Origin of the sequence: Brevundimonas albigilva, from assembly GCF_023573565.1 — a bacterium.
In the GTDB taxonomy this organism is placed as follows: domain Bacteria; phylum Pseudomonadota; class Alphaproteobacteria; order Caulobacterales; family Caulobacteraceae; genus Brevundimonas; species Brevundimonas albigilva.
Genome location: NZ_CP097649.1, coordinates 1,939,972 through 1,965,360 on the forward strand (window position 1 = coordinate 1,939,972; position 25,389 = coordinate 1,965,360).

Sequence of the window (25,389 nt, forward strand, 5' to 3'; positions counted from 1 at the left end):
ACACCATGGAACTTGACGCCCTGATCCTGGCGCGGATGCAGTTCGCCTTCACCGTTGCCTTTCACATCGTCTTCCCGGCCTTCTCCATCGGCCTGGCCAGCTATCTGGCCGTGTTGGAGGCCCTGTGGCTGAAGACGGGGCGAGACCTCTATCTGAACCTGTTCAAATACTGGCTGAAGATCTTCGCTGTCGCTTTCGGCATGGGCGTCGTCTCGGGTTTGGTCATGTCCTACCAGTTCGGCACCAACTGGTCGGTCTTCTCCGACAAGGCTGGACCGGTCATCGGTCCTCTGATGGCCTATGAGGTGCTGAGCGCCTTCTTCCTGGAGGCGGGGTTCCTCGGCGTCATGCTCTTCGGGCTGAACCGCGTCGGCAAGAAGCTGCACTTCCTGGCCACCCTGATGGTCGCGATCGGCACCTTCGCCTCGGCCTTCTGGATCCTGTCGGTCAACAGCTGGATGCAGACGCCGCAAGGCTACGCCATCAACGAGGTCGGCCAGTTCGTACCGGCGGACTGGTTCAAGATCGTCTTCAATCCTTCCTTCCCCTATCGCCTCGCCCACATGCTGCTGGCGGCCTATCTGACCACCGGCCTGGTCGTGGGCGCGGTCGGGGCCTGGCACCTGATCAAGGAACGGACGAACAAGGGCGCACGCAAGATGTTCGCCATGGCCATGGGGATGATCCTGGTCGCCGCCCCGGTCCAGATCTTCATCGGCGACATGCACGGGCTGAACACCCTGGAGCACCAGCCCGCCAAGGTCATGGCCATGGAAGGCCATTTCGAAAGCCATCCGGACGGGGCGCCGCTGATCCTGTTCGGCATTCCCGACCGGGACGCGGCCACGGTCCACGGCGCAGTCGAGATTCCCAAGCTGTCCTCCCTGATCCTGAAGCACGATCCGAACGCGCCCTTGGCCGGCCTGGACACCATCGCCCGCGCTGACTGGCCGCCGGTCGAGATCGTCTTCTGGTCCTTCCGCGTCATGGTCGGCCTGGGCATGGCCATGCTTCTGCTGGGGCTGTGGGGTCTGTATGCGCGCCTGCGAAAACGCCTCTACGACGCGCCCTGGCTCCACCGGTTCGCCCTGGTTATGGGGCCGATGGGTTTCGTCGCCGTGCTGGCGGGCTGGATTACCACGGAGGTCGGCCGCCAGCCCTGGACGGTCTATGGCCTGCTGCGCACCGCCGACAGCGCCGCGCCCCTGGCGGCGCCGGCCGTCGCAACCTCCCTGGCCGCCTTCGCCGTGGTCTATTTCACGGTGTTCGGCGCCGGGGTCTTCTACATCCTGCGTCTGATGAGCCATGCGCCGCACCGCGACGAGCCGGGCGTGGCGGAAACCCCGATCCGCACGGCGGGCATCACCCCCGCCCCCGCCATCGACCCGGACCGCCCCATCCCGACCGGCGAGGAGACCGATCATGAGCGTTGATCTGACCCTGGTCTGGGCCGGCCTGCTGGCCTTCGCCGTCTTCGCCTATATCGTCATGGACGGGTTCGACCTGGGCGTCGGCATCCTGTTCCCGACGCTGAAGGCCGGCGATCAGCGCGACAAGGCGATGAACTCGATCGCTCCGGTGTGGGACGGCAACGAGACCTGGCTGATCCTGGGCGGCGGCGGCCTGTTCGCCGCCTTTCCCCTCGCCTACGCCGTGTTGATGCCGGCGGTCTATACGCCGATCATCGCCATGCTGCTGGGCCTGGTCTTCCGCGGCGTCGCCTTTGAATACCGCTGGCGTACGGTACGGGCCAAGCCCGTCTGGGATGTCGCCTTCTTCGGCGGCTCCCTGCTGGCCGCCTTCTCCCAGGGCGTCACCCTGGGGGCCATCCTGCAGGGGGTCGAGGTGTCGGGCCGCGCCTACGGCGGCGGCTGGTGGGACTGGCTCAGCCCCTTCAGCCTGCTGACCGGCGCCGCCGTCGTCGTCGGCTACGCCCTTCTGGGGGCCACCTGGCTGAACATGAAGACGGAGGGCGCGCTCCAGGCCCACGCCCGCGCCCAGGCCTGGAAACTGGGTCCGGCGACCCTGCTGATGATTGGCGCGGTCAGCCTGGCCACCCCCTTCCTCGACGGCGAATACGCCCGGCGCTGGTTCGACTGGCCCGGCGTGCTTCTGACGGCCCAGGTGCCGTTGCTCGTTCTGATCGTCGCAGCCGCCTTCTTCTGGACCATGCGTCAGAAGCGTGAGGTCTGGCCCTTCCTGCTGTCTCTGGGCCTGTTCGCCGTCACCTTCGCGGGGCTGGGCGTAAGCGTCTTCCCCTACGCTGTGCCCGACGAGATCACCCTGTGGCAGGCCGCCGCCCCCGCCTCCAGCCAGCTGTTCATGCTGGTCGGCGCCCTGATCCTGATCCCGATCATCCTAGCCTACACCGCCTATGCCTACTGGGTGTTTCGCGGCAAGGTCGGCGACGACGGTTACCACTGATGCGTCGCGGCTCCACAAACGGGCTTCGGCAGGGCCTTTGGTTCGTCGCCCTCTGGGTGCTGGGCGTGGGCGTCCTGGGCGTCGTCGCCTATCTGCTGCGCGGCGTTCTCAAGCTGGCCGGCGGGTGAGGCCGCAGGCGCCGAACCGCTGGCCCTGGCCGCCGCTCATCACGGGCGGCGCCGTCCTTGTCGCGCTCATCACGGCGCGTCTATGGACTCCGCCCGCCCTCTTCCCCGGCGCCTTCGCCGCCGGCGGCCTTCTGGTCGGGCTCGCCCTTGGTCTGGACCTCTGGGCCATGCTGGAGATGCGGCGGCGGCGCGCCAACATCCTGCCGCACCGGGCGGCGACCGCCCTGGTCACGACCGGTCCGTTCGCCTGGAGCCGCAACCCGATCTATCTCGCGAACGGGCTGCTTCTGCTCGGCCTCGGGGGCCTGTTCGACAACGCCTGGTTCTTCGTGGCCGCCCCCGTCGCCGCCTTCGCCACCGACCGTCTCGCCATCCGGCGCGAGGAACGACACCTGGCGGCCCTCTTCGGCGCGGCGTGGTCCGTGTACGTGGGCCGGGTGCGCCGCTGGCTGGGCTGGTCTGCCCCTGGTCTGCCCCCATGGGGTGATCCGGTTTCGATGTTAGTTCATGGGCGGGCCTGACGCCATGGTTGGGTTGGGCGAGCGCGCGCCTTCAAGCGCTGGCGCGCTCGCCCACGGCACGATGTTTCCGGCGCGAGGGATGAGGGCTTCCGGTGCTGGCGGTCGGTACTTCAGGGCGCTGTGCGGTCGCACGGCGTTGAAGTGACGCCGCCACGCCTCGATCAGCACCTGAGCCTCGGCCAGACTGAAGAAGGTCTCGCCGTTCAGCAGTTCATCCCGGAGCTTGGAGTTGAAGCTCTCGCAGTAGCCGTTCTCCCAGGGACTACCGGGTTCGATGTAGGCCGTCTGAGAGCCGACGGCGGCGATCCATTCACGCAGGGTGGTGGCGATGAACTCCGGTCCGTTGTCGGACCGCACATAGGCCGGCGGCCCGCGCAGTATCATCAGGTCCGCCAGGGTCTCTAGCACGTCGGTGGAGTTGAGCCTGCGCTTGACCCGGATCGCCAGAGCCTCGCGCGTGAACTCATCAATCACGCAGAGCATGCGGAACTTCCTGCCGTCCTGGGTGCGATCCTCGACGAAGTCGTAAGACCAGACATGGTTGGGCCGCTCGGCGCGCAGCCGCACGCACGACCCGTCATTGAGCCAGAGCCGGCCGCGTTTCGGCTGTTTCTGCGGGACCTTCAGCCCTTCCCGTCGCCAGATCCGCTGAACCCTTTTGGCGTTCACCGACCAGCCCGCCTGATGCAGCAGCGCCGTGATCCGGCGGTAGCCGTAACGGCCATAGGTCGCCGCCAGTGCGGTGATGGCCGCCGTCAGGGCCGCCTCGTCGGTGCGGCCCCTCGGCGTCTTTCGCTGGGTTGAGCGATGCTGTCGGAGCACCGCGCAGGCGCGCCGCTCCGACACCTTCAACTCGGTCCGCACCTTGTCGATGCAGGCCCGGCGACGGGCAGGGCTCAGAAGTTTCCCCGCGCCGCCTCCGACAGGATCAGCTTGTCCAGCGTCAGGTCCGACACCGCCCGACGAAGCCGGGCGTTCTCCAGCTCCAGCGCCTTCATCCGTTTGACCTGATCGGTCTTCATCCCGCCGAACTCCGCTCGCCAGCGGAAGTAGGTCGTCTCCGTCACCGCTATCGTCTTCACCGCCTCCGCGATCGATTTGCCTTGCCCGGTCAACACTTCAACCTGGCGCAGCTTGGCGATGATCTCTTCGGGCTTGTGACGCTTCCTGGCCATCCTTGGCTCCATCCGTTCCGGTCCGCAGACCAACATAAGGGATGGATCACTTCAAAGGGCGCAGACCAGGACGACCGGCATTCTTCGGCCATGTCGAGCAGGCCTTCGATAGAGTCGAAGATATCGGCGGCGAGACCCCGGATGGCGATGTCGTCAGCGAGGACGGTGTTGGCCTTCAGGTGGGTCCGCTTGTTCAGTTCGTCCATCGCCTCGGTGAGCGGCTTCACGAAGTCGTCGGCGTGGAGGCCCAGGGTCTTCTCGACGTAGTCGGGGGTCATGCCGCCATGGGTGATGTAGGCGGCCCGCTGCGCCCGCGTGACCGTCATTGTATCCTTGGCCTGGACGAACCATGCGCAGGCGCGCACCTGATCTTCCGGAGCCAGGTCGTGCAGAAGATGAGTTGTCAGCTCGCGCGAGGCCGCCGCGAACAGATTACCCCGGATCGGATTGCCTTCGTCTCGCGCCGTGCGCAGCGCGCCGGTCAGCACCTTGTCGGCGAAGTCGTCCAGCGGACGCCGGTCTCGCAGTCGCTGGGCCTGACAATCGATTGCGTCCCACGCCGGTGGGGCGACGGTGGCTTTGGCGACCGGCGCGGCGAGGGCTTTGGCGGCGGGCTTGGGCGTGGGGGCTGTCATGGCTTCTAGGTGATGACGCGTCGGGCGATCCGCAATCACATGCCGTTCGTCGCGCCGCTTGCCAAAGACCAATAAAGAGCCGCGCGCCCCCGAAGGGCGCGCGGCGAGTTTGTGAGGTCGCGGCTGACCTCTACTCGGCTGCTAAGGGATAGGCGTCGGCGTCCGTCGCCTCCCCCTCTCCATCGGCAGGCGCTGCTTCCCCTTCCGCCTCCGACACCGCAGGTTCGGTGCGCAGGACGGCGGGAAGCCAGCCCTTGCCCTCGACCAGACGTTCCGCCGCCTCGGCCATGTCGCCCTTCTTGAACCCGGCGATCCGATCGGCTTCCTCGGCATTGGTGGCCCCGGTCACATCTTCCAGCACCCGCGCCTTGGCGACCCGACTGAAATAGCTGGCGGCGGTGGCGCTCCACGTCCCGGCCATGTCGAGACCGACCTCGGTCGCCAGCCGCTCGGCCAGCGCCAAGGCCCCCGGCCTGCGGTCGTGCGGATCGCGCACGGCGTAGAGGCCCACCCCGACGCAGCAGGCCATGAGGTCCAAAAGATCCGCCCGGCGCATGGGCGCCAAAACCTCCCAGAGGGCGTCCGCCCGCTCGGGTAGACGGGCGCCCCACGCCTCGCACCGGTCGCGGACCCTACGCCCGGCGGGACCGTCCTCCACTCCCGGCGCCAGCCGATCCAGACCGTTGACGGTCAGCCGAAGCTGCAGCGGCGTCCACATTCCGTAGCCGGGATAGAAGACCTGCAAGGCCAGGGCGTGAACCACCGTGGCGAGGGCGGCGGCGGCGTCGGCCTGAACCGCATCACGCAGCCCCATGGTCTTGTGGGCGGTCAGATCGATCAGCAGACGATCCGACAGACCGGGGCCTTCATCCGGCTCCGTCTCCTCACGACGCCCTTCACGGCCCGCGTCGCCCCCGGTTCCCGTCCCGTCATCCTCGCCCTCGATGTCGGGGGCCTCCGGATCGAACGCCCGATTTGAGACGACATCCTCAGGCCGGACCAGACCGCGCTCAAAGCGGGCGAGACCGTCATGGCCGAGCAGGACCATGATCCCGGCCCGCGCCTTGACCTCGACCGGATAGTCGAAGTCCGGGCCGAGGGCCTGCAAGGCCTTGTCGATATCCTCCAGCCGGGCATCCACCTCGGGCGGCAAGGCCTCCGCGCTGTCCGTCTCCGAAACGAGCCGATCATACTCCTCCGACAGAGCGGTGATGGCGGCGGCGTCCGCCTCCGACCGTTCAACGGCGACCGGATAGACCCGACCCAAGGCCGAGACCTCGGCATATTCCCCGGCGGCCTCGGCCCATTTCCAGCCTTCGCGCGCGCGGGCTTCGTCCGCCAGCCCGACCAGCTTCTCCGAGACGAGGCGGTCGAGCAGGCCCACGTCCTCGAACCATCCCCCGCCGTCCTCGGTGAAGAGGTCGCGCAGGATGGAGCCGCCCTCGGCCTCATAGGCTTCGCTGCCGACGAAGGCCGCGCGCCGGTCATCGGCGCGGACCTTGGACTCGGTCATGGCGCGCCGGATGGCGTAGGCGGGGGTGTGGGGACCGATCTGTTCCAGCACCTGCCGTTGCCGGTCCTGATCCTCGCTGACGCAGAATGCGGTCAGTTGGTCCAGCGCCAGCCGCTCCTCACGATAGGCCGTCATCAACTCTGGCGCCGCCGCCGCGAGACGAAGGCGCTGGCGCACCACATGAGCCGACACCCCGAACCGGGCGCCGATCTCCTCGGGGCCATATCCCTTCTCCTCGGCCAGCCGCCGGAAGGCCTCGACCTGGTCGGCGGGGTGCATGGCCTCGCGGGTGATGTTCTCATCGAGGCTGATTTCATGGGCGTCGTTGTCGGCGTCCACGATCACCTTGACCGGATGGGTCCGCTTGATGGCCTTGCGTTTGGACAGCAGCCGCAACGCCTGCCGCCGACCCTCCCCGATGGTCACCAAGTAGTTTCCCGTAGGCCCGCCCTCGTCATTCACCTCGATCTCCACCACGGGCGGCTGCAACACCCCCTTGGCCTTGATCGAGGCCGCGAGCGCCTCGATGGCCGCCGCCGAATGCGGGGTCTTCCTCGCGTTCTTCGGCGAGGCCTTGAGCTGGTTCAGGGGCACGAACACCTCCGCGCCGTGCTGCGGCGCGATCGCCTCCGTGGCGGGGGATTCGATAGGTTGAGCGGTCATGTCTGCCTCCTTTGGGCAAGGGTTGCAGGCACGCGAACTGCGCGCCTGAAACCCTGCCCGTCGGCGAGACCGGGGTAGCAAGGGCCAGGGCGGACCGGCCGGAGGGGGATCGCCCGGCCTGCACAAGCCTGACGTTCCTGCGAGCGATGACATCAATGGCCGGCGCGGAAGGTCGGGGAGACCGGCCGGTCCGGCGGCGCAGCCGCTTCACCCTGGCTCGCGCGAGGGCGGAGCCCTTAGTGCTTCCTGTTTCGCCCCCTCGTCGTCGGCACGCGACGCGGCGCGAGCGTCGAAACCGTTGACGCTTCCCCCATGGTCGCGGGACATGATCAGCGCCGTGCGATCATGCCGGTCTTTGAGACAGCGAGCCTTGGGCCTGGCCGTGACAAATCGGAAAAACCGGAACCTCAAGATCCCGACGGCGGCGGATTACGCCGCCTTTGACGGCGCGCACTGCCGGACCCTGTACCGCAGCCTCGCCGAGGGCTGGCGCTGCCCCGGATGCGCGCGCAGCAAGTTCGAGATTCTGCGCTGGAGCGTCCGCTTCCCCAGATCCGCGAACCGCTTCGAGGACTGGGTCGGCGGCTACCACACCCACCACGATCACGGGGTCGGCCCCGTTCGCTATGGGCAAGGCGGCCGGTTTCCGGATGTGGTGATGTGCGAGCAGTGCAACAGCGCCGATGGCACGGCCAAGCGCAAGCTGGGCCTGCCCGCTGCCTTCTCCTTCGCACCCCACGAGATCCGCCAGTTCGTCTCCGCGACACCGCACGGCTTCCACGACATCGACTTCGGGCTTGCTCAGGCGATCTTCGACGCGATCCAGATTACGCCGCGGCTGTCATTTCGCTTTGACTAGGCGCGCACCCCGTTCCCGGGCGGATCATTGCGGCTGTTCCGGTCAGGACCACGCCCGCGACGATCACGACTTGCACGACGATCAGCACGATGATCGCCGCGATCAGCCATCCCTCCGTCCTGTCGCGGCCGCCAGGGGTCATGAGACGTCAGAGCATCTGCGGCGGCGGCCAGGTGATGCTGTTGAAGCGCGGCAGGAGAGCGAAAAAATCGGCCGCAGATCCCTCGTGTTCGATGAAGGCGAGCCCTTCCTGATCGATCGGCGTGATGTCGATCAGGGTCCCCGCGCCATCGCGCAGCAGCGAATGGGCGGCGAGACGTCGGAAACCGCCATGGTTGGTTTCGATCAGCCAACCGTGGACCGGAACCACGGCGGGATCCTCCGCCGCGCGCCGAGCGGCATTGGCGTGGCAGTCGTTGCGCCGGGGCTCTGACCCGTCGCGGAAGATTATGGTTTGGCGTCGAGGCGCCGCCGCGCCGGCGGCGCGCTTTGTCAGCGCATCGAAATAGGCGACGTCATCTTCGCTCAGAAAGATCGTCATCGTGGTCTGCTTCACCTCCGGCAGTTGGGACCCTGTATCCCTCGCGGTGCGAGTGTTACGGGTTTGCCTGCGTTGAGCTGGCAGGTTACCAATAACTCGCCATATTTGACGACTTAACGGCTATCCACTCGATAAATCGCCACCAATGGCGACTTATCGCCTACAGACCATGAAAATCTCAACTCGCCATTATTGACGAGTTAACCCCTATTATCCCATATAAATCGTCGAAAGTGACGACTTATGAAACTCACCGCACTCAACACCGACGAAGCCGTTCTGGGAGAGCTTGGGCGCAGGCTAACCGATCATCGCATCGTGCGCGAACTGACCCAGGCGCAGGTCGCGGAAGCCGCCGGTGTCTCCAAGCGCACGATCGAACGTCTGGAGGCCGGCGAGTCGGTCCAGTTCAGCAACCTGATCCGCGTCATGCGCGTGCTCGACCGGTTGGATGGATTCGACCGGCTCCTGCCCGAGGCGCCCGCCAACCCGATCGATCTGCTGGAGCGCCAAGGAAAGGTTCGTCAGCGCGTTCGCCCCGACGGCGGCTCGTCCGAGCCCATTCACATGCGGTGGTCGTGGGGGGATAAGCGATGACCACCGTCGCGGAAGTCCGCCTGTGGGGAAGCCGTATCGGCGCTGTTTCACTCGAGGACGGCGCGGAGACCGCCGCCTTCGCCTACGATCCGGCATTCGCCGAAAGTAACATTCAGGTCGCGCCCTTGGTGATGCCGCTGAGCCGGCAGACCTACACATTCCCATCCCTCAATCCCGAGACGTTTCAGGGTCTGCCGGGCTTGCTGGCCGACGCCCTGCCCGACCGCTACGGCAACACCCTGATCAATGCCTGGCTCGCGACGCAGGGCCGGACGCCTGAAAGTTTCAATGCGGTCGAGCGGCTTTGCTACACGGGCGCGCGCGGCATGGGTGCGCTCGAATTCACGCCCGCGAAGGGTCCGCAGGCCAAGACCTCGCAGAAGATCCAGATCGACCGCCTCGTCGCACTCGCGTCGGAAGTGCTGACGCACCAGAACGACCTGGACACCTCATTCGCCAGCAAAGGCGACGCCCTGCGCGACATCCTCCGCGTCGGCACCTCGGCGGGTGGAGCGCGAGCGAAGGCGGTCATCGCGTGGAACCCTGCGACAAACGAGGTCCGTTCGGGCCAGGTGGATGCGGGCGAAGGCTTCGAATACTGGCTGCTGAAGTTCGACGGAGTCTCGAACAACAAGGATCGGGGTCTCGCCGATCCAAAGGGCTTCGGCGCCGTCGAGTTCGCCTATTCGGAGATGGCCCGGGCGGCCGGGATCGAGATGGCCCCATGCCGCCTCCTGGAAGAGGGCGGGCGCCGCCACTTCATGACGCAGCGCTTCGACCGGACGCCCCAGGGCAAGCTGCACATGCAGTCGCTCGGCGCGATCGCCCATTTCGACTACGGCCAACCGACGACCTACACCTACGAACAGGCTTTCCTCGTCCTGCGCCAGATGGACCTGCCCATGTCGGACCTGGAACAGTTGTTCCGCCGGATGGCGTTCAACATCGTCGCCCGCAACCAGGACGACCACGTCAAGAACGTCGCCTTCCTGATGGACAAGACCGGTCGCTGGTCTCTGTCACCCGCCTATGACGTGACCTGGAGCTTCGACCCGGGCAACAAATGGCTGTCGCAGCATCAGATGGCGATGAACGGCAAGCGCGACGGGTTCGTGCTGGCGGATTTCGAGGACTGTGCGCGAACGGTGTCCATCAACAGCGCCCGCGCGCGCGCGATCGTTCAGGAGGTCCGCGACGTCGTCGCCGACTGGCCCCGCTTCGCCGAGGTCGCACAGGTCGACGACAAGATGCGCCTCGATATCGATCCGTCGCTACGCCTGATGCTCTGACACCTTCCGTCCGCGCTCAGGCGCGGATGGAAAACCGGACGAACCGTTCGTCAATCATCCGCTGGCCGACGCCGGCGACGTCGGCTCCGATCGCCTGAAGCAGGACAAGATGGGACAGGGCCTTGAGAAGTTCCGTGCCGTCCCACAGGTCCGCGTGTTCAAGAACCTCGGACGACAGGTCCAGCCCGTGCGCATAGAAGTTGCGGGTCGCTACCAGCCGATTGACGAAGGCGTTCCGCGTGAGATCGGGGCGGAGCACCGCCAACTCAGGCGCGAACGCATCCCAGTAGGCCCGTAGCCGTTGGCGCAAGCCCGGCTCGTGCGCATGGGCGAGCATGCCCCTGACGCGGTCGATCATGCCGTCGGCGACACTCCGCTCCCTGAGCGTCTCGACCACGACGTCGACATTGATCGGTTCGCCAGCCGGCGCGCCAGACCGACGATGGGCGGCCTCGATCGCCTGCACGAACAGTTGAAAGCGCAGCGGCAGGCTGAGGTCCTCCTGTTCGAGCGCATCGAAATGGAGGTCGATCGCGTCCTCAAGCGTGTCTACCCGGTCGAGCCAGGCATCGAGGAGGATCGCCAGCGCTGCGGGATCGTCGAACCGTGCGATCCTGTGCTTGGGCCGGTCGGACCGTTTGACCGGGTGAACGCCGAAGACCTCGGCGTCATGCGACCGCCCGCCCTCCTGCGGCAGGCGAAGGACCACCCGTTCAATATCGAGGATGCGCCCCATCAGGAGCGAGCAGAACTGCCGGATGCGATGGAGCACCGGCAGGACCTCATACAGACCGACCGCCTCGGGGAAGATCACGGTCATCGGGTAGGCGAACGTTATCGTCGCCTGGTCTCGCGTCTTGCTGCTGGTTTTGGCATCCTGCCCCAGCGCGACTTGGAGGCCTGCGGTCGGGCAGTCGAGCGTCACCGACCCCGGCGCCGAGTAGCTCCATTCGACCTGGGCCGATCCGTTCTGAGCGAAAACGAACGCCTGCTGGAAGCCGTTGACGTGGTGGATCGCCGGCAGGTCCTCGACATACAGCAACCAGGTCGTGGACCTTATGTCGTCGAGCGCGGTGAAATCCGCGCTCTTGATCGCATGGCGCAGCGACACCGTGGCCGATTCGGCAACCCCGAGCAGCAGCTGCGACCCGCCCTCGCGCAGACCCAGAAGGGTGAAGTAGCCTGTCGCCGCGCGAAACCGCACGAGGCCATCCTCGGGCAGGTCGAGATTCTCACCGGCCCCAAGCGCCACGCGGAGGGACAGATGCCCATCGGACTGGGACAGCGTGGCCCCGAGCGTCCGTTCGCCGATCAGGACGTGACCGGCATGATCTTCCATATCGCGGCTGGAACCGGGGCGCGGGCTCTTCATCCGAAGCGCCCCACCAGTCCCCTCGATTCCATACGGGCGAAGAAACGCGGCGCATCCTGAGTCAAATGGCTTCCGTCATCTCGAGAAATGCCGTCATCAGGCCGGCAGAGCATCCGATACCCGTACGCCTGCAGCTCGACCAAGGCCCGCTTCATCACCCCCGCGCCCTGATAGCGGCCGCCCTCACCCTCCAGAAAAATGTGGGTGATCAACCGGACCATCGGTTCGTCCTCGTCGACTTCGCGATGGGTCAGTTCGCCGACCTTCACCCCTGCGGGCGACCAAACGATCACCTGCTCATCGTCGTCGAACTCCAGCGTGACGTCCCCGTGTGGCGTCGATTGGATGAATGTCTCGCTCATGCTGAGGTCTCTCGGGTTTTCGTAATAAGAATATCGGAAGACGGTCGACCAGCTCACGGTTCAGAGGGGCGACGCGAGCCCCCGGAGTTATGGGCGGGATCAGGCTGCGCTAGCGCCCGCCCTCACGGCCGCCGTTCGCCCGGAGGAGATCCCCGAGGGTGCGGCCATTCAGACGACAAGCGGCGATCACCCGGTCATAGACGACGACGCGTCCGTTGCGCCCGCGAACTGCGACGCAGCTCAGGGAGCGCCCCATGACCAGGCGAGACAACCGATCGCGCGCCTGCCTTCCGCCGGAGCCGTGCAACTCGGGCGCATCGAAGTCCGAAAGACGAACCTCGACCCAGGTCTCGGGGTCCGACGACCGGCCGACGCAGAGGCTGTCGCCGTCGCCGATGTACCTGACCTGACCTGAGAACGCCTCCCCCGCCCGGCTCGGCAACCGTCCCTCGCAGGGGTCAGCCTTGGCGATAGCGGGAAACAGCGACAGTCCGAGCACCGTCAGACCGAGCGCAAGGCGTGATGGGATCCGAAGCCTAAACAAAAGCAGCCGGATGATCTTTGGACGGACCACAGACGCGTTGAGGCCGTCTTCGGTTCCTGCGTCATCCGCCATCGGAAGGTCTCCGCGACGAACCAAAAAGCGCCTGCCGGACGCTCTGCACATCCGAGTGAGGCCGGCCTGGCCGCTTGCCGAGAAGACCCGGCACCTCAACCCGCCTGAGCATCGCCATGTCGCGCACATTGGTAATCGCCGGATTTCGGGCAAAGGCCGTCATCATGAGATAGCGCTCCATCCATTCGATCACCGGCTTGCCGCTGGAGCCAGCTGTGCTGAAGCGGCGGGTAGGCGTCATCAAGGGGAAGAAGAAAAGTATGGGACGCGCCATGGCCGTGGCGTGGGCGTTCATCACGAAGTTGAAGCTGTTAAGCTTATGCAGCTGGAAAACCTCGCCTCGGAAGCCGGCCTTCGCGAGGGTCATCCCAACGTACCAGGGACGGATCTGCTTGTGAGTGCGCAGACAGAACATGTAGCATCCGATCGCCGTTGACGTGACCCCCGTTTCTCATCCAGCCATAACGAGAGTCCTAGGTTGATCTGAGCTGTGATCGGCTGGGTTGGCAAGAGGCCGGTCAGCGCAGCCTCCAACCAGCGCAGCAGGCCGGCCGATGTGTCCGGTGAGCGCTTCTGCATAAGCCTGCGGCGTCAGCCACCCGAGCTTCGAGTGCGGACGCTGCTCGTTGTAATCGCGTCGCCACGCCTCCAGCACGGCGCGAGCGTGCGGCAGCGAGCGGAACAGCGTCTCGTTCAGCAGCTCGTCACGCAGCCGCCCGTTGAAGCTTTCGTTGAAGCCGTTCTGCTGGGGCTTGCCCGGCGCGATGTAGTGCCAGCCGACGCCGGTGTCGTCGGCCCAGGCCAGGACCGCGTTCGAGGTGTACTCCGTGCCGTTGTCGCTGACGATGGTGAGGACGCGGTGACAGCGGCCTGCTCCCTCGTCGAAGCCGTTTGCCGCTCGATCCTGATCGAGCTCGCCCAGCCCCTGCCGCCACGCAAGGACATCGAAGGCCTTCTCAAGGCGGTGCAAGTCTCACTGAACCTGTCCCCTGGCCGCAGCGACCTTCCGCCAGAGGTCGAGGACGACGTCCGGCAGGTCCTCAGCGGACTGACGACCGTGGTGAAAGGCGTCGGGGCCTTGCGAACACATGGCGGAGATGCTCATGGACGACAGCGCGGCTTCCCCCGCATCGACGCTAGGATCGCCCACCTTGCGCTCAGCGCCGCAAGTTCCGCTGCCCTGTTCCTAATCCAGACGTGGGAGCGACAGCAGCACCGCGCGCTTCCCCGTCACGGCGATGCGTTCGAGCCGGAGCCCTCAGAACCGGGACTATATTGAGTTAAACCGATGGATCTTGACGAATATGATCGCCAGCTCGTCGGCTTCGCCGACGCGCTGGATGTTCGGGAAGGCAACTGGGAAGGTTATCTGCCGGGTCTGTTCGGCGCTTCGCAGGACGCTGAAGACTGCGTGACGCTTCGCCAGGCGATGCTGACCGACCAGGACCGCGAGCGCTGCCGGCCATATCTTGAGATCGGCTTCTTCCCAGCTCCGGATAAGGATCGTCGATTGGCCTGGTGGGCGTTCGCCTTCGAGGTCTGCGACCGATATCAGAACCGCGCGCTTGAGCGCAGTTGCGCACTTTACAACCGGTGCCAACCGCTCTTCGTTGGCGCGCCGAAACTGTTCGATCACATCCGCAAACGCCAAACGAACGGCCAACCGGATCTGGAGCTGATCGACAGCGGTGCGGTTCTCGCGATCAATGACAGCGAGATCTATGTTGTTGGTCCGGGGTACGGAAAACTCGCGCAACAGCTTGATGCGCAGATTCCCGTGTGGGCCCGGAAGGAGTTCCCACAGGCCCCGCTCTTTCTTCGGCTGGATCCGTCCCGCCACTTCAAGACCCAGCCGCTCCAGGCGCTGTTCGAGGCCTCGATCGTTCCGGCGGATCCGCGCTGGATGAAGACGCTAGCCCTGTTTCCCGAGATGACAGCCTACGCACAGTACGAACTGCTTGGAGACCTCGAACAGGAAGGGATGGAAGCGTATCGCGACTATGCGCTCAGACACGTCCGCCGGCTCGAGATCAGGGCGACGCGGACCGACCCCGATTATCTGAGCATGATCCTCGAGGAGTTGCCGAGACCGGACGAGTCAAACGGGCTGATGATCGGTCGCTGCATCCATCTCGATACGCGCGCGCCCTGGGGCACCCCGATTAGGGATGCAGTCCTTCAGCACCTCGATCTGGCGATCAACGTCTACAGGGACGGTGATCGAGCCCTACGAATGAGCAACACGCTCCAGCACGGCAAGTCTCAGTCGGCGACCTACAGAACCCATCTGCTCCGCATCGAGGCGGTTCCGTTCACCGCCCTTTTCGGCTTCGCGGAGATGTTCTTCAAGTCAAACAGCCTTCTCAAGGAATGGCTGGCCGAAGTCCTTCCATCAGAGCCTCAGGAACCTGAGCCAGTGCCAGTGGGCTAATCGTGTCAGCTCTCGGCGCGCCTACGTTCCGCAAGCAGATTTCGTCCGGCTCGGTTCCGCCGACTGGGTGCGTCGATCAACACAGACGGCAGGGCGTGCAAGGTCATCCGCGCCGCCTGCACCTCCAGCTTCCGCAACGCGGCCCGCGGACCGGCCCTCAGCCGAACCGCATCCGGCGCCTCAGCCATCAAATCCTCAAGCAGCGTCCGGCTGGTGCTGTTGAGCCACCTGCTCAGCTCGTCGCTGTGCACGCGGCCTCGGCCCATCACCGTTCCCAAGAAGAAGACCGACAACCGCTCCTGCTGCGCCCTCAGGTGATCTCGCATCAGTTTGGACCGGGTGATGTAGCCCGAGTTCACGCCCGGCAGGGCGTGGTTCATCAGAAGGTGCATGTCGACCTCGGAGACCTCGGCGGCCTGGGCGAGCGTCCGGTAGGTCTGACGCAGGTCGTTGCCCCAATGGCTGAGAACCGAGCGGTCCTCCTTATGCTCCGTCATGTGACCGCAGGGCGCATCGCTCGGGAACAGCCACACGCGACCGCTCTCCGGATAGATGATCGGCGCGATCCGCCTGAGCCGGAAGATGGATTCCATCATCGCCCGCGACAGGGGCACGTCGAAGGCCTTCATCTCTCCGCCCTTGGGCTTGGAGAGATGCATGATCCGGTGCTTCAGATCCAAATCGGTGACGCGGACGTTCTTGAGCACCTCCGGCCGAGATCCCGACAGCAGGGTCATCAAATGGAACTCGCGGCGGATCGGGTTCGTGATCCTGGCAAGTTGTTCGAACCAGCCCGGCAGGTCTATGACCCCCATAGCGGTGTCCTTGCGCTTCTCCGGGTTCCAATCGACGGCGGCCGCCGGGTTCTCCGGCGGAAGCGCACGGCACGTCTTGCGGGCGTGATTGTAGACGGCGCGGAAGGTGCGCATGGCGCCGTTGGCGATGGCGGGCCCGTTGTTCGCGCTGATCAGGTCGTGACGATCCGCCAGGAGGCGAGGCTCGTCACCGAGCTCGGAAAGCGGCCGGTCGAGCCAGTCCGCGAACAAACGCTCCATATGATCGGTGTACCCCCGGATCGTGGCGGGGCTGCGCTGTTTCCGTTCGAGGTGGGAGACCCTGAACCGCGACCAGGCTTCCCGCAGCGTCGGGACGCCCAACGGCGCGGCGCGCGCAGCCTCGTCCTCGGCCTTCTCGGCGGCCTTGGCCGCGGCCAGAATCTCCACCTTCTTCTTGGGACGCGGATCCTCGCCGGCGGCAATGAGCAGCAGGAGTCCCCTCGCCTTCGCGCGTGCGGCGCGCGTGTTCAACTCGCCGACCTCGCAGACCTTCATCTTGATGGTTGAGCGCGTGCCGTCGTCGCGGCGCAGATCAGCCTGGATGATGAAGGTCTTGGTCGAGGCGCCGATCCGCACCGCGAAGCCGGGTTGTTCGGTGTCGCGGACCACGATCTGCCCGCGTCTGGCGAAGGGCATGCCGATGAGAATTTTGTCCGTTAAAGCGAGGCGTTGATCGGGCATTTTGCTGACGTTTTCGGCGTTAGGACGGTGCCGAAATCCCCCATTAGGACGGTGATTAGGACGGTGAACTCCGGCTCGAGAGTCTGTTTCTCGAAATGCGAAGAACACGCCAAATCTGCGCTAGTGGGTATAAAATGTCAATTATTTCAATTGCTTGATCGTGCCCTAGCGTGCAATCGGCGGGGTCCGGAAAACCGAAGAACGGGTTCTCTTAATCAGCGGGTCCACAGTTCGAACCTGTGATCACCCACCATCGTCTTTCCTTTCCTTCCCTGCGGATATCGTCGCCTCAATAGGCTGAGGCGTCCGTAAGATCGGCCAGGTCCTCTTTCGACAGCTGCAGCGTCGCCGCCTTCAGGGTGTCGTCCAGCTGCGCCGTGGAGGTGGCGCTGACGATGGGCGCCGTCACGCCGGGTTGCGCCAGAAGCCAGGCCAGGGCGACCTGGGCCGGGGTCGCCTCGTTCTTCTGGGCCACCGCATCCAACACCGCCAGGATCCGCACGCCCCGCTCGTCGAACTTGCCCTCCAGCATGCCCTCGCGCGCGGTGCCCGCGATCTGGCCGGCGTTCTTGTACTTGCCGGTCAGGAAGCCGCTTTCCAGGCTGAAATAGGTGATGACGCCCAGCCCGTGCTCCACCGCCAGGTCCTGCAGCGCCCCTTCGAAGGTGTCGCGGCTATAGAGGTTGTAGTGCGGTTGGATCGACGAATAGGCCGCCAACCCCTCGCGGGCGGAGATGTCCAGCGCCTGGCGCACCTGCGCGGCGTCGTGGTTCGACACGCCGATGGCGCGAACCTTGCCCGCCTGCACCAACCGATCCAGCGCCCGCAGCGTCTCTTCCTGCGGCGTCTCGGGGTCGGGCCAATGGGTCTGATAGAGGTCGATATAATCCGTCTGAAGCCGGCGCAGAGACGCCTCGACCGCCTTTTCGATCCAGGCGGGCGACAGGTCGTTGCGCCCCTGGCCCATGTCCGAGCCGACCTTGGTGAAGATCTTGACGTCGTCGCGTCGGCCGCGCGCCTGCAGCCACTGGCCGATCACCGTCTCGCTTTCGCCGCCTTCGTGACCCTGGACCCATCGCGAATAGGCGTCCGCGGTGTCGATCGCGTCGAAACCGGCGTCCACGAAGGCGTCCAGCAGGGCGAAGGAGGTCGGCTGGTCGGCCGTCCATCCGAACACATTGCCGCCGAACACCAGGGGGGCGATCTCAAGGCCGCTATCGCCAAGGGCGCGCTTGGTCAGTTCGGTCATGGCAGGCTCCGGTTCGGGGAACCTTCGACATAGGCGCGGCCGGCGCCGCCGCAACCGCTGCGGCCGCCGATCAGCCGAAAAGCTGCAGTCCCGGCGGCGCGTAATCGATCGGCTGGCCCTGGCGTCGGCGCAGCGCATAATCGACCGCCGTCTGCACCGCCCGTTCGTCGGTGGGCTTGGACAGGACGCCGATGGTGCCGGCCACTCCCTGTCGCACCATGCCGGGGTTTGCGGTCATGAAAAGGACGCTGACGCCCATCTCCTGACCCAGGCGTCGCCCCAGTTCGATCCCCGTCGCGCCGTCCGACAGGTGGATGTCGACAAGGGCCAGATCGATTTCCGTCTCGCGCACCGCGTTCAGCGCCGACCTGGCCGTCGCGCAGATGTCGACGACCTCGTGCCCCAGGTCCTCGAGCACGAATCGAAGCTCCATGGCGACCAGGGCTTCATCTTCAACGATCAGGATGCGCGGGCTCATGCGGGGGGCTTATGTTCGGGAACGCACATAACGCGATGCGTCGCGATGGGTTTCAGCGTAGCGCCAAATTTAACGCGACTTCTCGGCCGCACGGCGGCGCGATAGCGCAGTCGCCGGCAAATCTGCAACGATCTTCAAGCCTTCCGGGCGCCATTCCCGCGTCAGCCGGCCGCCCAGCTGGCCCTCCACCGACAGCGTCGCCAGCGATGATCCGAACCCGGCGCGCGTCGGCTCGGCCGTGATTTCTGGGCCGCCGCGCTCGGTCCAGATCAGGATGAAGCGATCGCCGTCCCGACGCGTGGTCAGGTCGATCGTGCCGCCGTCTTGCGAAAGCGCGCCGTATTTGGCGGCGTTGGTGGCCAACTCGTGGAACAGCAGCGCGACCGAGGTCGCCGCCTGATCGTCGAACACCGCGTCGTCGCCGGACACGATGACGCGGGCCGCGCCCGTGTGATCGGCGTAGGCGGTGAAAAGGTCGTTCAGGAAGGAATGCAAGGTGGTGGCGCCGACCGTGATGCGCGACGTCTCCGTATGCGGCCTGACGAACTCGTGCGCCCGCGCCAGGGCGTTGATCCGGGTCCTCAAGGAGGCCGCGAAGGCGCGCGCTTCGGGATACTGCCGCGCCGACAGGGCGACCAGGGCGCTGACCACCGCGAAGATGTTCTTGATCCGGTGGCTCAGTTCCTGGCTGACCAGCTCGCGTCCCTGCTCCAGCTTCTTCAGCTCGTCGATGTCGGTGCAGGTGCCGAACCAGCGGGTGATCCGTCCCTCGTCGTCGCGGATCGGCATGGCCCTGCCCAGGGTCCAGCGATAGACGCCCGAGTTGTGCTTCAGCCGGTATTCGATCTCATAGGGTTCGCCGGTGGACAGCGAATGCCGCCAGCGCGACCAGGCGCGATCCTGATCGTCCGGGTGGAACATGTCGTTCCAGCCCTCGCCGTCGGTCGAGCCGAAGGGCGCGCCGGTGAACTCGTACCACCGCGCGTTATAGTAGTCGTGCAGTCCGTCCGGCGTCGTGGACCAGACCATCTGCGGCATGGCGTCGGCCAGGGCGCGGAATCCCGCCTCGCTCTGGCTCAGCCGGGCGGCGATGGCGGCCAGATCCTCGTCCTTCTGCCACCGCGCCGTGATGTCGACCGCCACGCCGGGGAAACGCACGGGCGCGCCGTCCTGATCGAAATAAACCTGCCCGCGCGCCAGCATCCAGCGCACCGAGCCGTCCGGCCTGGCGATGCGGTATTCGCTGGCGAATTCGCCCTGCCCCTCGATCGCCGCAGAGACCTCGGCGCGGACGCGTTCGGCGTCGTCGGCGTGGATGTGGCGCATGAACTCCGCGATCGGCGAGCCCTCCGCCGCCACGTCGGGGGCGACGCCGTACATCGCCGCAAAGCGTTCGTCGGCGGTAACCCGGTCGGCGACGATGTCCCATTCCCACGCGCCCACATATTCGGACACCGCCAAAGCCCTTCGCGTGGCGTCCTGGCTCAGGTCGCGCTGCCGCAGGGCCCGGCGCAGTTCCAGCTGGCTCATGACCTGGCCCGCCAGCGTGTCCAGGGTCAGCGCCTGAAGCTCGCTCAGCCCCGCAGCGCGCGACTGCGTGTCCAGCACGGCCAGGGCGCCCAGCGGCAGCCCCTCCGGCGTCGTCAGCCGCCGCCCGGCGTAGAAGCGGATGTGGGGCTCGCCCGTCACCAGCGGATTGCAGTCGAAACGGGGATCGCTCCGAGCGTCCGGCACGACCAGCCCGTCGGTCTCCATCATGGCGAGGGCGCAGAAGGACGTGCTCAGGGGCGTTTCGGACACGCCCAGCCCGATCTCGGCCTTGAACCACTGCCGCCTCGCGTCGACCAGGCTGATGACCGCCATCGGCGCTTCGCAAACCCGCGCCGCCAAAGTCACCAACTCGTCAAAAGCCTTTTCCGGACCTGTATCCAGGATGCCGTATTCCCGCAGGGCGGCTAGGCGGTCGGACTCGTCCCAGGCGGGAAGAACGGCGTCTGGGGCGGTCGTCAAGCGGGGGTCTCCGGAATGGGCGTCGCCCAGCGATAAGGCAGTCAACGCGCCAGACGGATCAAGCGTTGCAACTAGGCGCCGGATCCGTTCGCGGGCTTGCCCACCTCTTCCACGGCCATGGCGGCGGCGCCCGGCACGGGGGCGCTGGGCGCGCCTGCAGAGGCCGTCGGCTTGGGCTGCTCGAACGCCTGCAGGCGGGCGTTGATGGCGGCGACTTCCTCGTGAGTGGGCAGACGACGTCCGCCCAGGCTGGCCACGCCGACCACGCGCGGCTGGCCGTCGATCTCGACCGTGCGCATCGGCGCAGCCGGCTTATCGGGATCGGGACCGCCAGTGGCCTCGCCGGCCGAGGCGGCGACCATCCGCGGACGGGCGAAGCGCGCCTCGTCGATCGTCGGCTCGTGGCCGTTATAGACGGCGCGGAAGGCGGCCGGCTCCCCGTAGATGCCCTTCCAGCGGTAGAAGATGTGCGCTCCGATCTGGTTGACCTTGGCCACGGTGGGCGCCCACCAGGGGTGGACGTAATCGGCGTGGTAATGGGTTGCGGTGCCGACGCTCTGGGCCACCTGTCCGGCCAGCGCCCTTTCCGCGACCTTGCGCGCCCGTTCCCAGGCCCATGCCACGGGCGCCTGCGACAGGGAACCGTCGCAGGTGAAGCTGAACTGGCAGCCGGTGGTGCGCTCGGCGCCCTCGAACACCACGCCGCAGACCGTATTGGCGTAGTTGGGATCGCGAACCCGATTCAACACCACCTGGGCGACCGCCGCCTGACCGGCGTCGGGTTCAAGCGCGGCCTCATAATATACGGCCTGCGTCAGGCAACGCAGCGCCCGTCGGCGATCGTCGGCGTCGCCCTTGAACACGAAGGGCTGGGCGGGCCGCAGGGCGCCCGACGTCACGGGAAGCGCCGCATTCATCTGCTGGGCCTCAAGGCCGACGGCGCCCGGCTCCAGACCCGGCTTGCCCGCCAACGTCAGGCTTTCCCATCCGGGGGTCAGGCCATACAGGGCCGGTCCGATGCGTGTCGGATCGTGCCGCTCGGCCTGGGCCAGCTGCGAAGGGGTCAACCGCGCGCGCAGGGCCGCCAAGCCCTTGGCGGTCAGGTCCCCGCCGGTGACGCGCGCCACCGCCTCGGCCGTGCGGTCCGCGTCCGGGCGCGGCGCCGACCCGGCGGCCATGGCGACGCCCAGCACCGCGCCGGCGGCCGGCATCGCCGCCGCCGAGCGCCTTAGCGCCGTCCAGATCGCCTTCCAGTCCGGGTTCAGCATGGAGTCCTCGCGTCCGCCCTCAGATGAGGACTGCGTCGTCCCACGGCAATGCCCGGACTTATGGGCGGTTTTCGGGCGTTCCGTAAATCGGCGTTATCGGCCGCCCAGGGTCGAACGCAGCATCCAGGCGAACTTCTCATGGGCGCCCAGGCGTTGGGTCAGCAGATCGACCGTCACGTCGTCGCCGTCGTCGTCCGCGACTTCCAGGGCCGCGCGCATCGTCGCGATCAGCGTCTCGTGATCGCGCATCAGTTCCCGCAGCATGTCCGGCGCGTCCTTCTCGGGGTCGCCGTCCCTGATGCTGGTCAGGTTGGCGAAGGTGCCGTACCCCTGCGGCGCCAGCTCGCCCAGCGCCCGGATGCGTTCGGCGATGTGGTCCAGCGCCTCCCACTGGTCGCGGTACTGCTGCTCCAGCAGGTTGTGGAGCGCGAAGAATTCCGGCCCCCGCACGTTCCAGTGATAGCCGTGCGTCTTCAGATAGACGGCGTAGGCGTCGGCCAGGACGCGGGTCAGCTGCTCGGCGACATCGCCTCGGTCTTCCGCGGAAATGCCCGTGTCGATAGTGGCGGTCATGCTTGCTCCATGGATGCGAATAGGCCTACGCCGGGAACCCGACGCTTTTGGGTGTTAAGGAACGCCAGTGGGGCCGAAGCGTTGCAACAGAAGCGCACGACCTATCGACGCGCCGGGGAGACGTGGGGGAATGAGCAGAGCGGCTGTCGGCAAGGCCCTCTCCGGCGTCGACGCCTTTTTGATGCGGCTGCCCCGCCTTACGCAGAAATCCACACTCGGCGCCGTCCTGATCGGCGTCGTCTGCGCGGTGATCGGCCTGGCCGTGCGGGCTGCGGCGGCGCGCTACTATGCGGAAATCTCCGGCTTCATCATCCTGCTGCCCGCCGTGATCCTGGCGGCCGTTTCGGCGGGTCGCGCCGGGGGCTGGGCGGCGCTGGCGACCTGCCTGGCGGGCGGATGGGCCGTCGTGGTGCTGACCACGCCCGAAGGGCGGGCCATGCCCCCGAACCTGGGCCGGATCGCAACCACCAACTTCTTTCTCGTCGGTCTGTTCTGCACCGAGACGGGAGCCTGGCTGAGGCGCAGCCTGCACCGGCTGGAGGATTCCCTTTCCGAGCTGACGCGCAGCCGATCGGAACTGCAGGCCCTGGTCGACCAGTCGGCCGCGGGCATCGTCCGCCTAGACCGCGAGGGCCGGATCACAGCCATCAATGGACGCTACGCCGAGCTTCTGGGTCTCTCGCCGGAGGAGGCGGTCGGCCGAACCACGTTGGATGTGTCCCACCCCGAGGACGCCGAAAGCACCCTGGCCGCCCTCAAGGCCATCGCCCAGGGACGGTCGGGCGACCAGCTAGTGAAGCGCTATGTCCATCCCGACGGCCGGGTGGTCTGGGCCCTGGTCAGCGTCCGCGCCCTGCTGGGTCCCGACGGCGCCCCGATCGGCTATATCGCCGGCGGCGTCGACATCACCGCCTCGCGCGAAGCCGAAGCGGCGGTCCGCGAGAGCGAGAGCCGCTTCCGCCTGCTGGCCGACATCGCCCCCGCCCCCATTTGGCTGACCGACGCCCGAGGCGGCATCGAGTTCGCCAACGCCGCCCTGGTCGATTTCTGTGGACCGGACAGCGCCGCCCTCGCCGGTCAGGGCTGGCGCAAGCTTGTGCACCCCGACGACGCCGACAGGGTCATGGCCGGCCAGATCCAGGCTCGCGACGACGGCGCGGCCCATGCCTTCGAGGCCCGCTTCCGGCGCCACGACGACGCCTGGCGCTGGATGCGCGTGGTGGTCAAGCCCCGCCTGGACGACGCGGGCGGCCTGCTGGGCTTCGCCGGCATGGCCTTCGACGTCACCGAGACCCGTGAGGCCCTGGACGCCGCGGCCCGCCAGCAACGGCGCCAGGCCTTCCTCCTGGCCCTGGTCGACCGCCTGCGCGACATGACCGATCCGCTGGTCATCATGACCGAGGTGGAGCGCGCGCTGGGCGATCTCATGGAGGTTCACCGCGTCGGCTACGGAGAGGTCGACGAAGACGCCGGCGTGGTGTCGATGACCCAGGACTGGACCGACGGCGTCGTCAGCGCCCACGGGCGCTTCAGCCTGCGCGATCTCGGCGCCCCCTTGATCGCCGATCTGGCCGCCGGCGAGACCGTGCGCGTCGAGGATGTGCGCGACGACCCCCGCACCACGCAGGCCGCGCCCGCCTTCGAGGCCCTGCAGACCCGCGCCCTGATGCGGGCGCCCCTGATCCGCAACGGCCGGCTGCGCGCCTTTCTCTATGTCCACTCGGCCCAGCCCAGACTCTGGACGGACGCCGAAGCCGCCCTGCTGGAAGAGGTCGCCGCCCGCACCTGGGCCGAGATCGAACGCGCCCGCGCCGAGGCCGAGACGCGCGAGAGCGAGGCGCGCTTCCGCGCCGTCGCCGACACCGCCCCCGTCCTGATCTGGGTCACGGCCAAGGACCGCAGCCGCGCCTTCGTCAACCAGGCCTATGTCGACTTCTACGGCTCGACCTATGAAGCGGCCCGGACGGCCGACTGGCGCGCCTGCCTGCATCCTGACGACCAGCAGCGGATCCTTGAGGAATCCTTGGCGGGAGAAGCGACCGGGGAGCCCTTCTCGATGGAGGCGCGGTATCGGCGCCACGACGGGACCTGGCGCTGGCTCAAGTCCTTTTCCCGGCCGCGGACAAGCGGCTCCGAGGTCGTCGGCTTCGTCGGCGTGGCCTTCGACGTCACGGACATGCGCGACGCCCGGATGCGGCTGGAGGAATCCGAGAGCCGTTTCCGCACCGTCGCCGACAGCGCGCCCGTCCTGGTCTGGATGAGCGACGACGCCGCCCAGCTCGTCTTCGCCAACCGCCTCTATCGAACCTTCTTCGGCGTGCGGTCGGAACGGCAGCTGCGCGACAGCTGGCGGCGTCTGATCCACCCCGACGACGAGACCGTCTTCACCGGCGCCTTCATGCGCGCCTTCGAGGCCCGCGACCGCTTCGAGGCGCTCAGCCGCGTCAACCATCCGACGCTGGGCCAGCGCTGGCTGCGCACCGAGGGCGTGCCCCGTTTCGACGCCGAGGGCGCCTTCCAGGGTTATGTCGGCGCCAGCCTGGACGTCACCGAAGCCAAGCGCGCCGAGGACGACCTCAAGCGCATCAACGAGCTGCTGGAGGACCGGGTCGGAGAAGCCCTGGCCGAAAAGGCCCAGGCCGAGGCGCAATTGCTGCACGCCCAGCGCCTGGAGGCCGTGGGTCGCCTCACCGGCGGCGTCGCCCACGACTTCAACAATCTGCTCACGGTGGTGATTGGCGCCCTCGACATCATCCTGCGCAGCGAAGACCCGGCGAAACGCAAGAAGCTGGGCGAAGCCGCCCTGTCCGCCGCGCGGCGCGGCGAAAGCCTGACCCACCAGCTGCTGGCCTTCTCGCGACGCCAGCCTCTCCGCCCCGAGGCCGTCGACCTGAACGCCCTCATCCGCGAAGGCGAGCCCCTGATGCGTCGCGCCGTGGGGGAAGCGGTCGACTTCCAGGTCCGGCTGAAGCGCGGCGGCGCCCGGGTCAATGTGGACCCCGCCCAGTTCGAAGCCGCCTTGCTGAACCTGATCGTCAACGCGCGCGACGCCCTGGGGCGATGTCACGGCGGATCGCGACGGCGCGCCGCGACGTCCGGCCCGCGTTTCCATACGGACCCTGTCATGTGAAATCGGGCCCGACGACGAAGGCCCCGATCTTCCCGCCG

Annotated in this window: 24 protein-coding genes and 1 pseudogene; 10 read left to right on the top strand and 15 right to left on the bottom strand. The window is 66.8% G+C overall.

Annotated features, from left to right (window positions below; genetic code table 11):
* The first annotated feature begins 5 nt into the window (after positions 1-5).
* From M8231_RS09690 to M8231_RS09700, 4 genes are read left to right on the top strand one after another with little or no spacing between them, the layout of a single operon-like run.
* Positions 6-1,433: a cytochrome ubiquinol oxidase subunit I gene (locus tag M8231_RS09690; RefSeq protein WP_250201362.1), complete on the top strand. Its 1,428-nt coding sequence runs from the start codon at positions 6-8 to the stop codon at positions 1,431-1,433.
* Positions 1,423-2,424: a cytochrome d ubiquinol oxidase subunit II gene (cydB, locus tag M8231_RS09695; protein ID WP_205682545.1), complete on the top strand. Its 1,002-nt coding sequence runs from the start codon at positions 1,423-1,425 to the stop codon at positions 2,422-2,424. The genes M8231_RS09690 and cydB overlap by 11 nt, the downstream gene beginning before the upstream one ends.
* Positions 2,424-2,552: a hypothetical protein gene (locus M8231_RS16915; RefSeq protein WP_255413955.1), complete on the top strand. Its 129-nt coding sequence runs from the start codon at positions 2,424-2,426 to the stop codon at positions 2,550-2,552. The genes cydB and M8231_RS16915 overlap by 1 nt, the downstream gene beginning before the upstream one ends.
* Complete coding sequence (locus tag M8231_RS09700; protein WP_250201363.1) at positions 2,549-3,073, top strand: methyltransferase family protein; 525 nt, start codon at positions 2,549-2,551, stop codon at positions 3,071-3,073. Before M8231_RS16915 ends, M8231_RS09700 begins: the two co-directional genes overlap by 4 nt.
* Here the strand turns inward: M8231_RS09700 and M8231_RS09705 are convergent.
* The 3 genes from M8231_RS09705 to M8231_RS09715 all read right to left on the bottom strand — a co-directional run bounded on the left by M8231_RS09705 (position 3,053) and on the right by M8231_RS09715 (position 7,059).
* Positions 3,053-4,248, bottom strand: a protein-coding gene (locus M8231_RS09705; RefSeq protein ID WP_250201343.1) for an IS3 family transposase whose coding sequence is annotated in 2 segments (ribosomal slippage) — positions 3,053-3,978 and positions 3,978-4,248 — 1,197 coding nt in all. Because the reading frame shifts where the segments join, the coding sequence is not laid out codon by codon here. The two genes, M8231_RS09700 and M8231_RS09705, sit on opposite strands and share 21 nt — an antisense overlap.
* Entirely contained in the window at positions 4,185-4,955 is a 771-nt protein-coding gene (locus tag M8231_RS09710) for a pPIWI-associating nuclease domain-containing protein (RefSeq protein ID WP_250201364.1), read from the bottom strand. Before M8231_RS09710 ends, M8231_RS09705 begins: the two co-directional genes overlap by 64 nt.
* Positions 4,956-5,013: 58 nt before the next feature.
* Positions 5,014-7,059 carry a ParB/RepB/Spo0J family partition protein gene (locus M8231_RS09715; protein WP_250201365.1) on the bottom strand — a complete coding sequence of 682 codons (2,046 nt, stop codon included), beginning with the start codon at positions 7,057-7,059 and terminating at the stop codon, positions 5,014-5,016.
* Between the two features lie 370 nt (positions 7,060-7,429).
* On the opposite strand from M8231_RS09715, the gene M8231_RS09720 reads away from it, so the two are divergent.
* Entirely contained in the window at positions 7,430-7,918 is a 489-nt protein-coding gene (locus tag M8231_RS09720; protein ID WP_250201366.1) for a hypothetical protein, read from the top strand.
* Positions 7,919-8,066: 148 nt separating this feature from the next.
* Here M8231_RS09720 and M8231_RS09725 read toward each other — a convergent pair whose 3' ends face one another.
* On the bottom strand, positions 8,067-8,459 hold the full coding sequence (locus tag M8231_RS09725; RefSeq protein ID WP_250201367.1) for a hypothetical protein: 393 nt from the start codon (positions 8,457-8,459) through the stop codon (positions 8,067-8,069).
* A 243-nt stretch (positions 8,460-8,702) separates the two neighbouring features.
* Here M8231_RS09725 and M8231_RS09730 point away from each other — a divergent pair, with 243 nt between their 5' ends.
* On the top strand, positions 8,703-9,056 hold the full coding sequence (locus M8231_RS09730; protein ID WP_250201368.1) for a helix-turn-helix domain-containing protein: 354 nt from the start codon (positions 8,703-8,705) through the stop codon (positions 9,054-9,056).
* The gene (locus M8231_RS09735; RefSeq protein ID WP_250201369.1) at positions 9,053-10,345 is read left to right on the top strand and encodes a type II toxin-antitoxin system HipA family toxin; all 1,293 of its coding nucleotides are present in this window, start codon (positions 9,053-9,055) and stop codon (positions 10,343-10,345) included. Before M8231_RS09730 ends, M8231_RS09735 begins: the two co-directional genes overlap by 4 nt.
* A gap of 16 nt (positions 10,346-10,361) precedes the next feature.
* On the opposite strand, the gene M8231_RS09740 is transcribed toward M8231_RS09735, so the two are convergent.
* From M8231_RS09740 to M8231_RS09760, 5 genes and pseudogenes are all read right to left on the bottom strand, one after another.
* Positions 10,362-11,717, bottom strand: a complete 1,356-nt coding sequence (locus tag M8231_RS09740) for a HEPN domain-containing protein (RefSeq protein WP_250201370.1) — start codon at positions 11,715-11,717, stop codon at positions 10,362-10,364.
* Complete coding sequence (locus tag M8231_RS09745; RefSeq protein WP_250201371.1) at positions 11,714-12,079, bottom strand: hypothetical protein; 366 nt, start codon at positions 12,077-12,079, stop codon at positions 11,714-11,716. The genes M8231_RS09740 and M8231_RS09745 overlap by 4 nt, the downstream gene beginning before the upstream one ends.
* Positions 12,080-12,188: 109 nt before the next feature.
* Positions 12,189-12,695, bottom strand: a complete 507-nt coding sequence (locus M8231_RS09750) for a thermonuclease family protein (protein WP_250201372.1) — start codon at positions 12,693-12,695, stop codon at positions 12,189-12,191.
* Positions 12,685-13,062 carry a hypothetical protein gene (locus tag M8231_RS09755; RefSeq protein WP_250201373.1) on the bottom strand — a complete coding sequence of 126 codons (378 nt, stop codon included), beginning with the start codon at positions 13,060-13,062 and terminating at the stop codon, positions 12,685-12,687. The genes M8231_RS09750 and M8231_RS09755 overlap by 11 nt, the downstream gene beginning before the upstream one ends.
* A gap of 84 nt (positions 13,063-13,146) precedes the next feature.
* Positions 13,147-13,542, bottom strand: a pseudogene (locus M8231_RS09760) (transposase family protein); the annotation flags it as partial.
* Positions 13,543-13,554: 12 nt separating this feature from the next.
* Between M8231_RS09760 and M8231_RS16995 the strand changes: the two are divergent.
* Both M8231_RS16995 and M8231_RS09765 read left to right on the top strand, forming a co-directional pair.
* The gene (locus tag M8231_RS16995; RefSeq protein WP_488796123.1) at positions 13,555-13,974 is read left to right on the top strand and encodes an abortive infection family protein; all 420 of its coding nucleotides are present in this window, start codon (positions 13,555-13,557) and stop codon (positions 13,972-13,974) included.
* Positions 13,975-13,983: 9 nt separating this feature from the next.
* The gene (locus tag M8231_RS09765; protein WP_250201374.1) at positions 13,984-15,126 is read left to right on the top strand and encodes a hypothetical protein; all 1,143 of its coding nucleotides are present in this window, start codon (positions 13,984-13,986) and stop codon (positions 15,124-15,126) included.
* Between the two features lie 5 nt (positions 15,127-15,131).
* On the opposite strand, the gene M8231_RS09770 is transcribed toward M8231_RS09765, so the two are convergent.
* From M8231_RS09770 to M8231_RS09795, 6 genes are all read right to left on the bottom strand, one after another.
* Complete coding sequence (locus tag M8231_RS09770) at positions 15,132-16,643, bottom strand: integrase arm-type DNA-binding domain-containing protein (RefSeq protein ID WP_250201375.1); 1,512 nt, start codon at positions 16,641-16,643, stop codon at positions 15,132-15,134.
* 289 nt (positions 16,644-16,932) lie between these two features.
* The gene (locus M8231_RS09775) at positions 16,933-17,892 is read right to left on the bottom strand and encodes an aldo/keto reductase (protein ID WP_347342311.1); all 960 of its coding nucleotides are present in this window, start codon (positions 17,890-17,892) and stop codon (positions 16,933-16,935) included.
* Positions 17,893-17,962: 70 nt separating this feature from the next.
* A complete protein-coding gene (locus M8231_RS09780) occupies positions 17,963-18,370 on the bottom strand; it encodes a response regulator (protein ID WP_249750132.1) in 408 nt (135 codons plus the stop codon).
* Between the two features lie 69 nt (positions 18,371-18,439).
* Positions 18,440-20,380, bottom strand: a complete 1,941-nt coding sequence (locus tag M8231_RS09785; protein WP_250201376.1) for a PAS domain-containing protein — start codon at positions 20,378-20,380, stop codon at positions 18,440-18,442.
* A 71-nt stretch (positions 20,381-20,451) separates the two neighbouring features.
* Positions 20,452-21,648 (bottom strand): cell wall hydrolase, encoded by a 1,197-nt coding sequence (locus M8231_RS09790; RefSeq protein ID WP_250201377.1) that lies wholly within the window; start codon positions 21,646-21,648, stop codon positions 20,452-20,454.
* A 93-nt stretch (positions 21,649-21,741) separates the two neighbouring features.
* A complete protein-coding gene (locus M8231_RS09795) occupies positions 21,742-22,221 on the bottom strand; it encodes a Dps family protein (RefSeq protein WP_249750129.1) in 480 nt (159 codons plus the stop codon).
* Positions 22,222-22,351: 130 nt separating this feature from the next.
* On the opposite strand from M8231_RS09795, the gene M8231_RS09800 reads away from it, so the two are divergent.
* Positions 22,352-25,351 carry a PAS domain S-box protein gene (locus tag M8231_RS09800; protein WP_250201378.1) on the top strand — a complete coding sequence of 1,000 codons (3,000 nt, stop codon included), beginning with the start codon at positions 22,352-22,354 and terminating at the stop codon, positions 25,349-25,351.
* The last annotated feature ends 38 nt before the right edge of the window (positions 25,352-25,389 follow it).

Excerpts from the sequence above, each read along its gene's own strand:
- M8231_RS16915 (WP_255413955.1), top strand. The coding sequence starts at position 2,424 with ATGCGTCGCGGCTCCACAAACGGGCTTCGGCAGGGCCTTTGGTTCGTC.
- M8231_RS09690 (WP_250201362.1), top strand. The coding sequence starts at position 6 with ATGGAACTTGACGCCCTGATCCTGGCGCGGATGCAGTTCGCCTTCACC.
- M8231_RS09800 (WP_250201378.1), top strand. The coding sequence starts at position 22,352 with ATGAGCAGAGCGGCTGTCGGCAAGGCCCTCTCCGGCGTCGACGCCTTT.
- M8231_RS09790 (WP_250201377.1), bottom strand. The coding sequence starts at position 21,648 with ATGCTGAACCCGGACTGGAAGGCGATCTGGACGGCGCTAAGGCGCTCG.
- M8231_RS09740 (WP_250201370.1), bottom strand. The coding sequence starts at position 11,717 with ATGAAGAGCCCGCGCCCCGGTTCCAGCCGCGATATGGAAGATCATGCC.
- M8231_RS09795 (WP_249750129.1), bottom strand. The coding sequence starts at position 22,221 with ATGACCGCCACTATCGACACGGGCATTTCCGCGGAAGACCGAGGCGAT.
- M8231_RS09715 (WP_250201365.1), bottom strand. The coding sequence starts at position 7,059 with ATGACCGCTCAACCTATCGAATCCCCCGCCACGGAGGCGATCGCGCCG.
- M8231_RS09755 (WP_250201373.1), bottom strand. The coding sequence starts at position 13,062 with ATGACCCTCGCGAAGGCCGGCTTCCGAGGCGAGGTTTTCCAGCTGCAT.
- M8231_RS09725 (WP_250201367.1), bottom strand. The coding sequence starts at position 8,459 with ATGACGATCTTTCTGAGCGAAGATGACGTCGCCTATTTCGATGCGCTG.
- M8231_RS09765 (WP_250201374.1), top strand. The coding sequence starts at position 13,984 with ATGGATCTTGACGAATATGATCGCCAGCTCGTCGGCTTCGCCGACGCG.
- M8231_RS09745 (WP_250201371.1), bottom strand. The coding sequence starts at position 12,079 with ATGAGCGAGACATTCATCCAATCGACGCCACACGGGGACGTCACGCTG.
- M8231_RS09775 (WP_347342311.1), bottom strand. The coding sequence starts at position 17,892 with ATGACCGAACTGACCAAGCGCGCCCTTGGCGATAGCGGCCTTGAGATC.
- M8231_RS09770 (WP_250201375.1), bottom strand. The coding sequence starts at position 16,643 with ATGCCCGATCAACGCCTCGCTTTAACGGACAAAATTCTCATCGGCATG.
- cydB (WP_205682545.1), top strand. The coding sequence starts at position 1,423 with ATGAGCGTTGATCTGACCCTGGTCTGGGCCGGCCTGCTGGCCTTCGCC.
- M8231_RS09750 (WP_250201372.1), bottom strand. The coding sequence starts at position 12,695 with ATGGCGGATGACGCAGGAACCGAAGACGGCCTCAACGCGTCTGTGGTC.
- M8231_RS09730 (WP_250201368.1), top strand. The coding sequence starts at position 8,703 with ATGAAACTCACCGCACTCAACACCGACGAAGCCGTTCTGGGAGAGCTT.
- M8231_RS09780 (WP_249750132.1), bottom strand. The coding sequence starts at position 18,370 with ATGAGCCCGCGCATCCTGATCGTTGAAGATGAAGCCCTGGTCGCCATG.
- M8231_RS09735 (WP_250201369.1), top strand. The coding sequence starts at position 9,053 with ATGACCACCGTCGCGGAAGTCCGCCTGTGGGGAAGCCGTATCGGCGCT.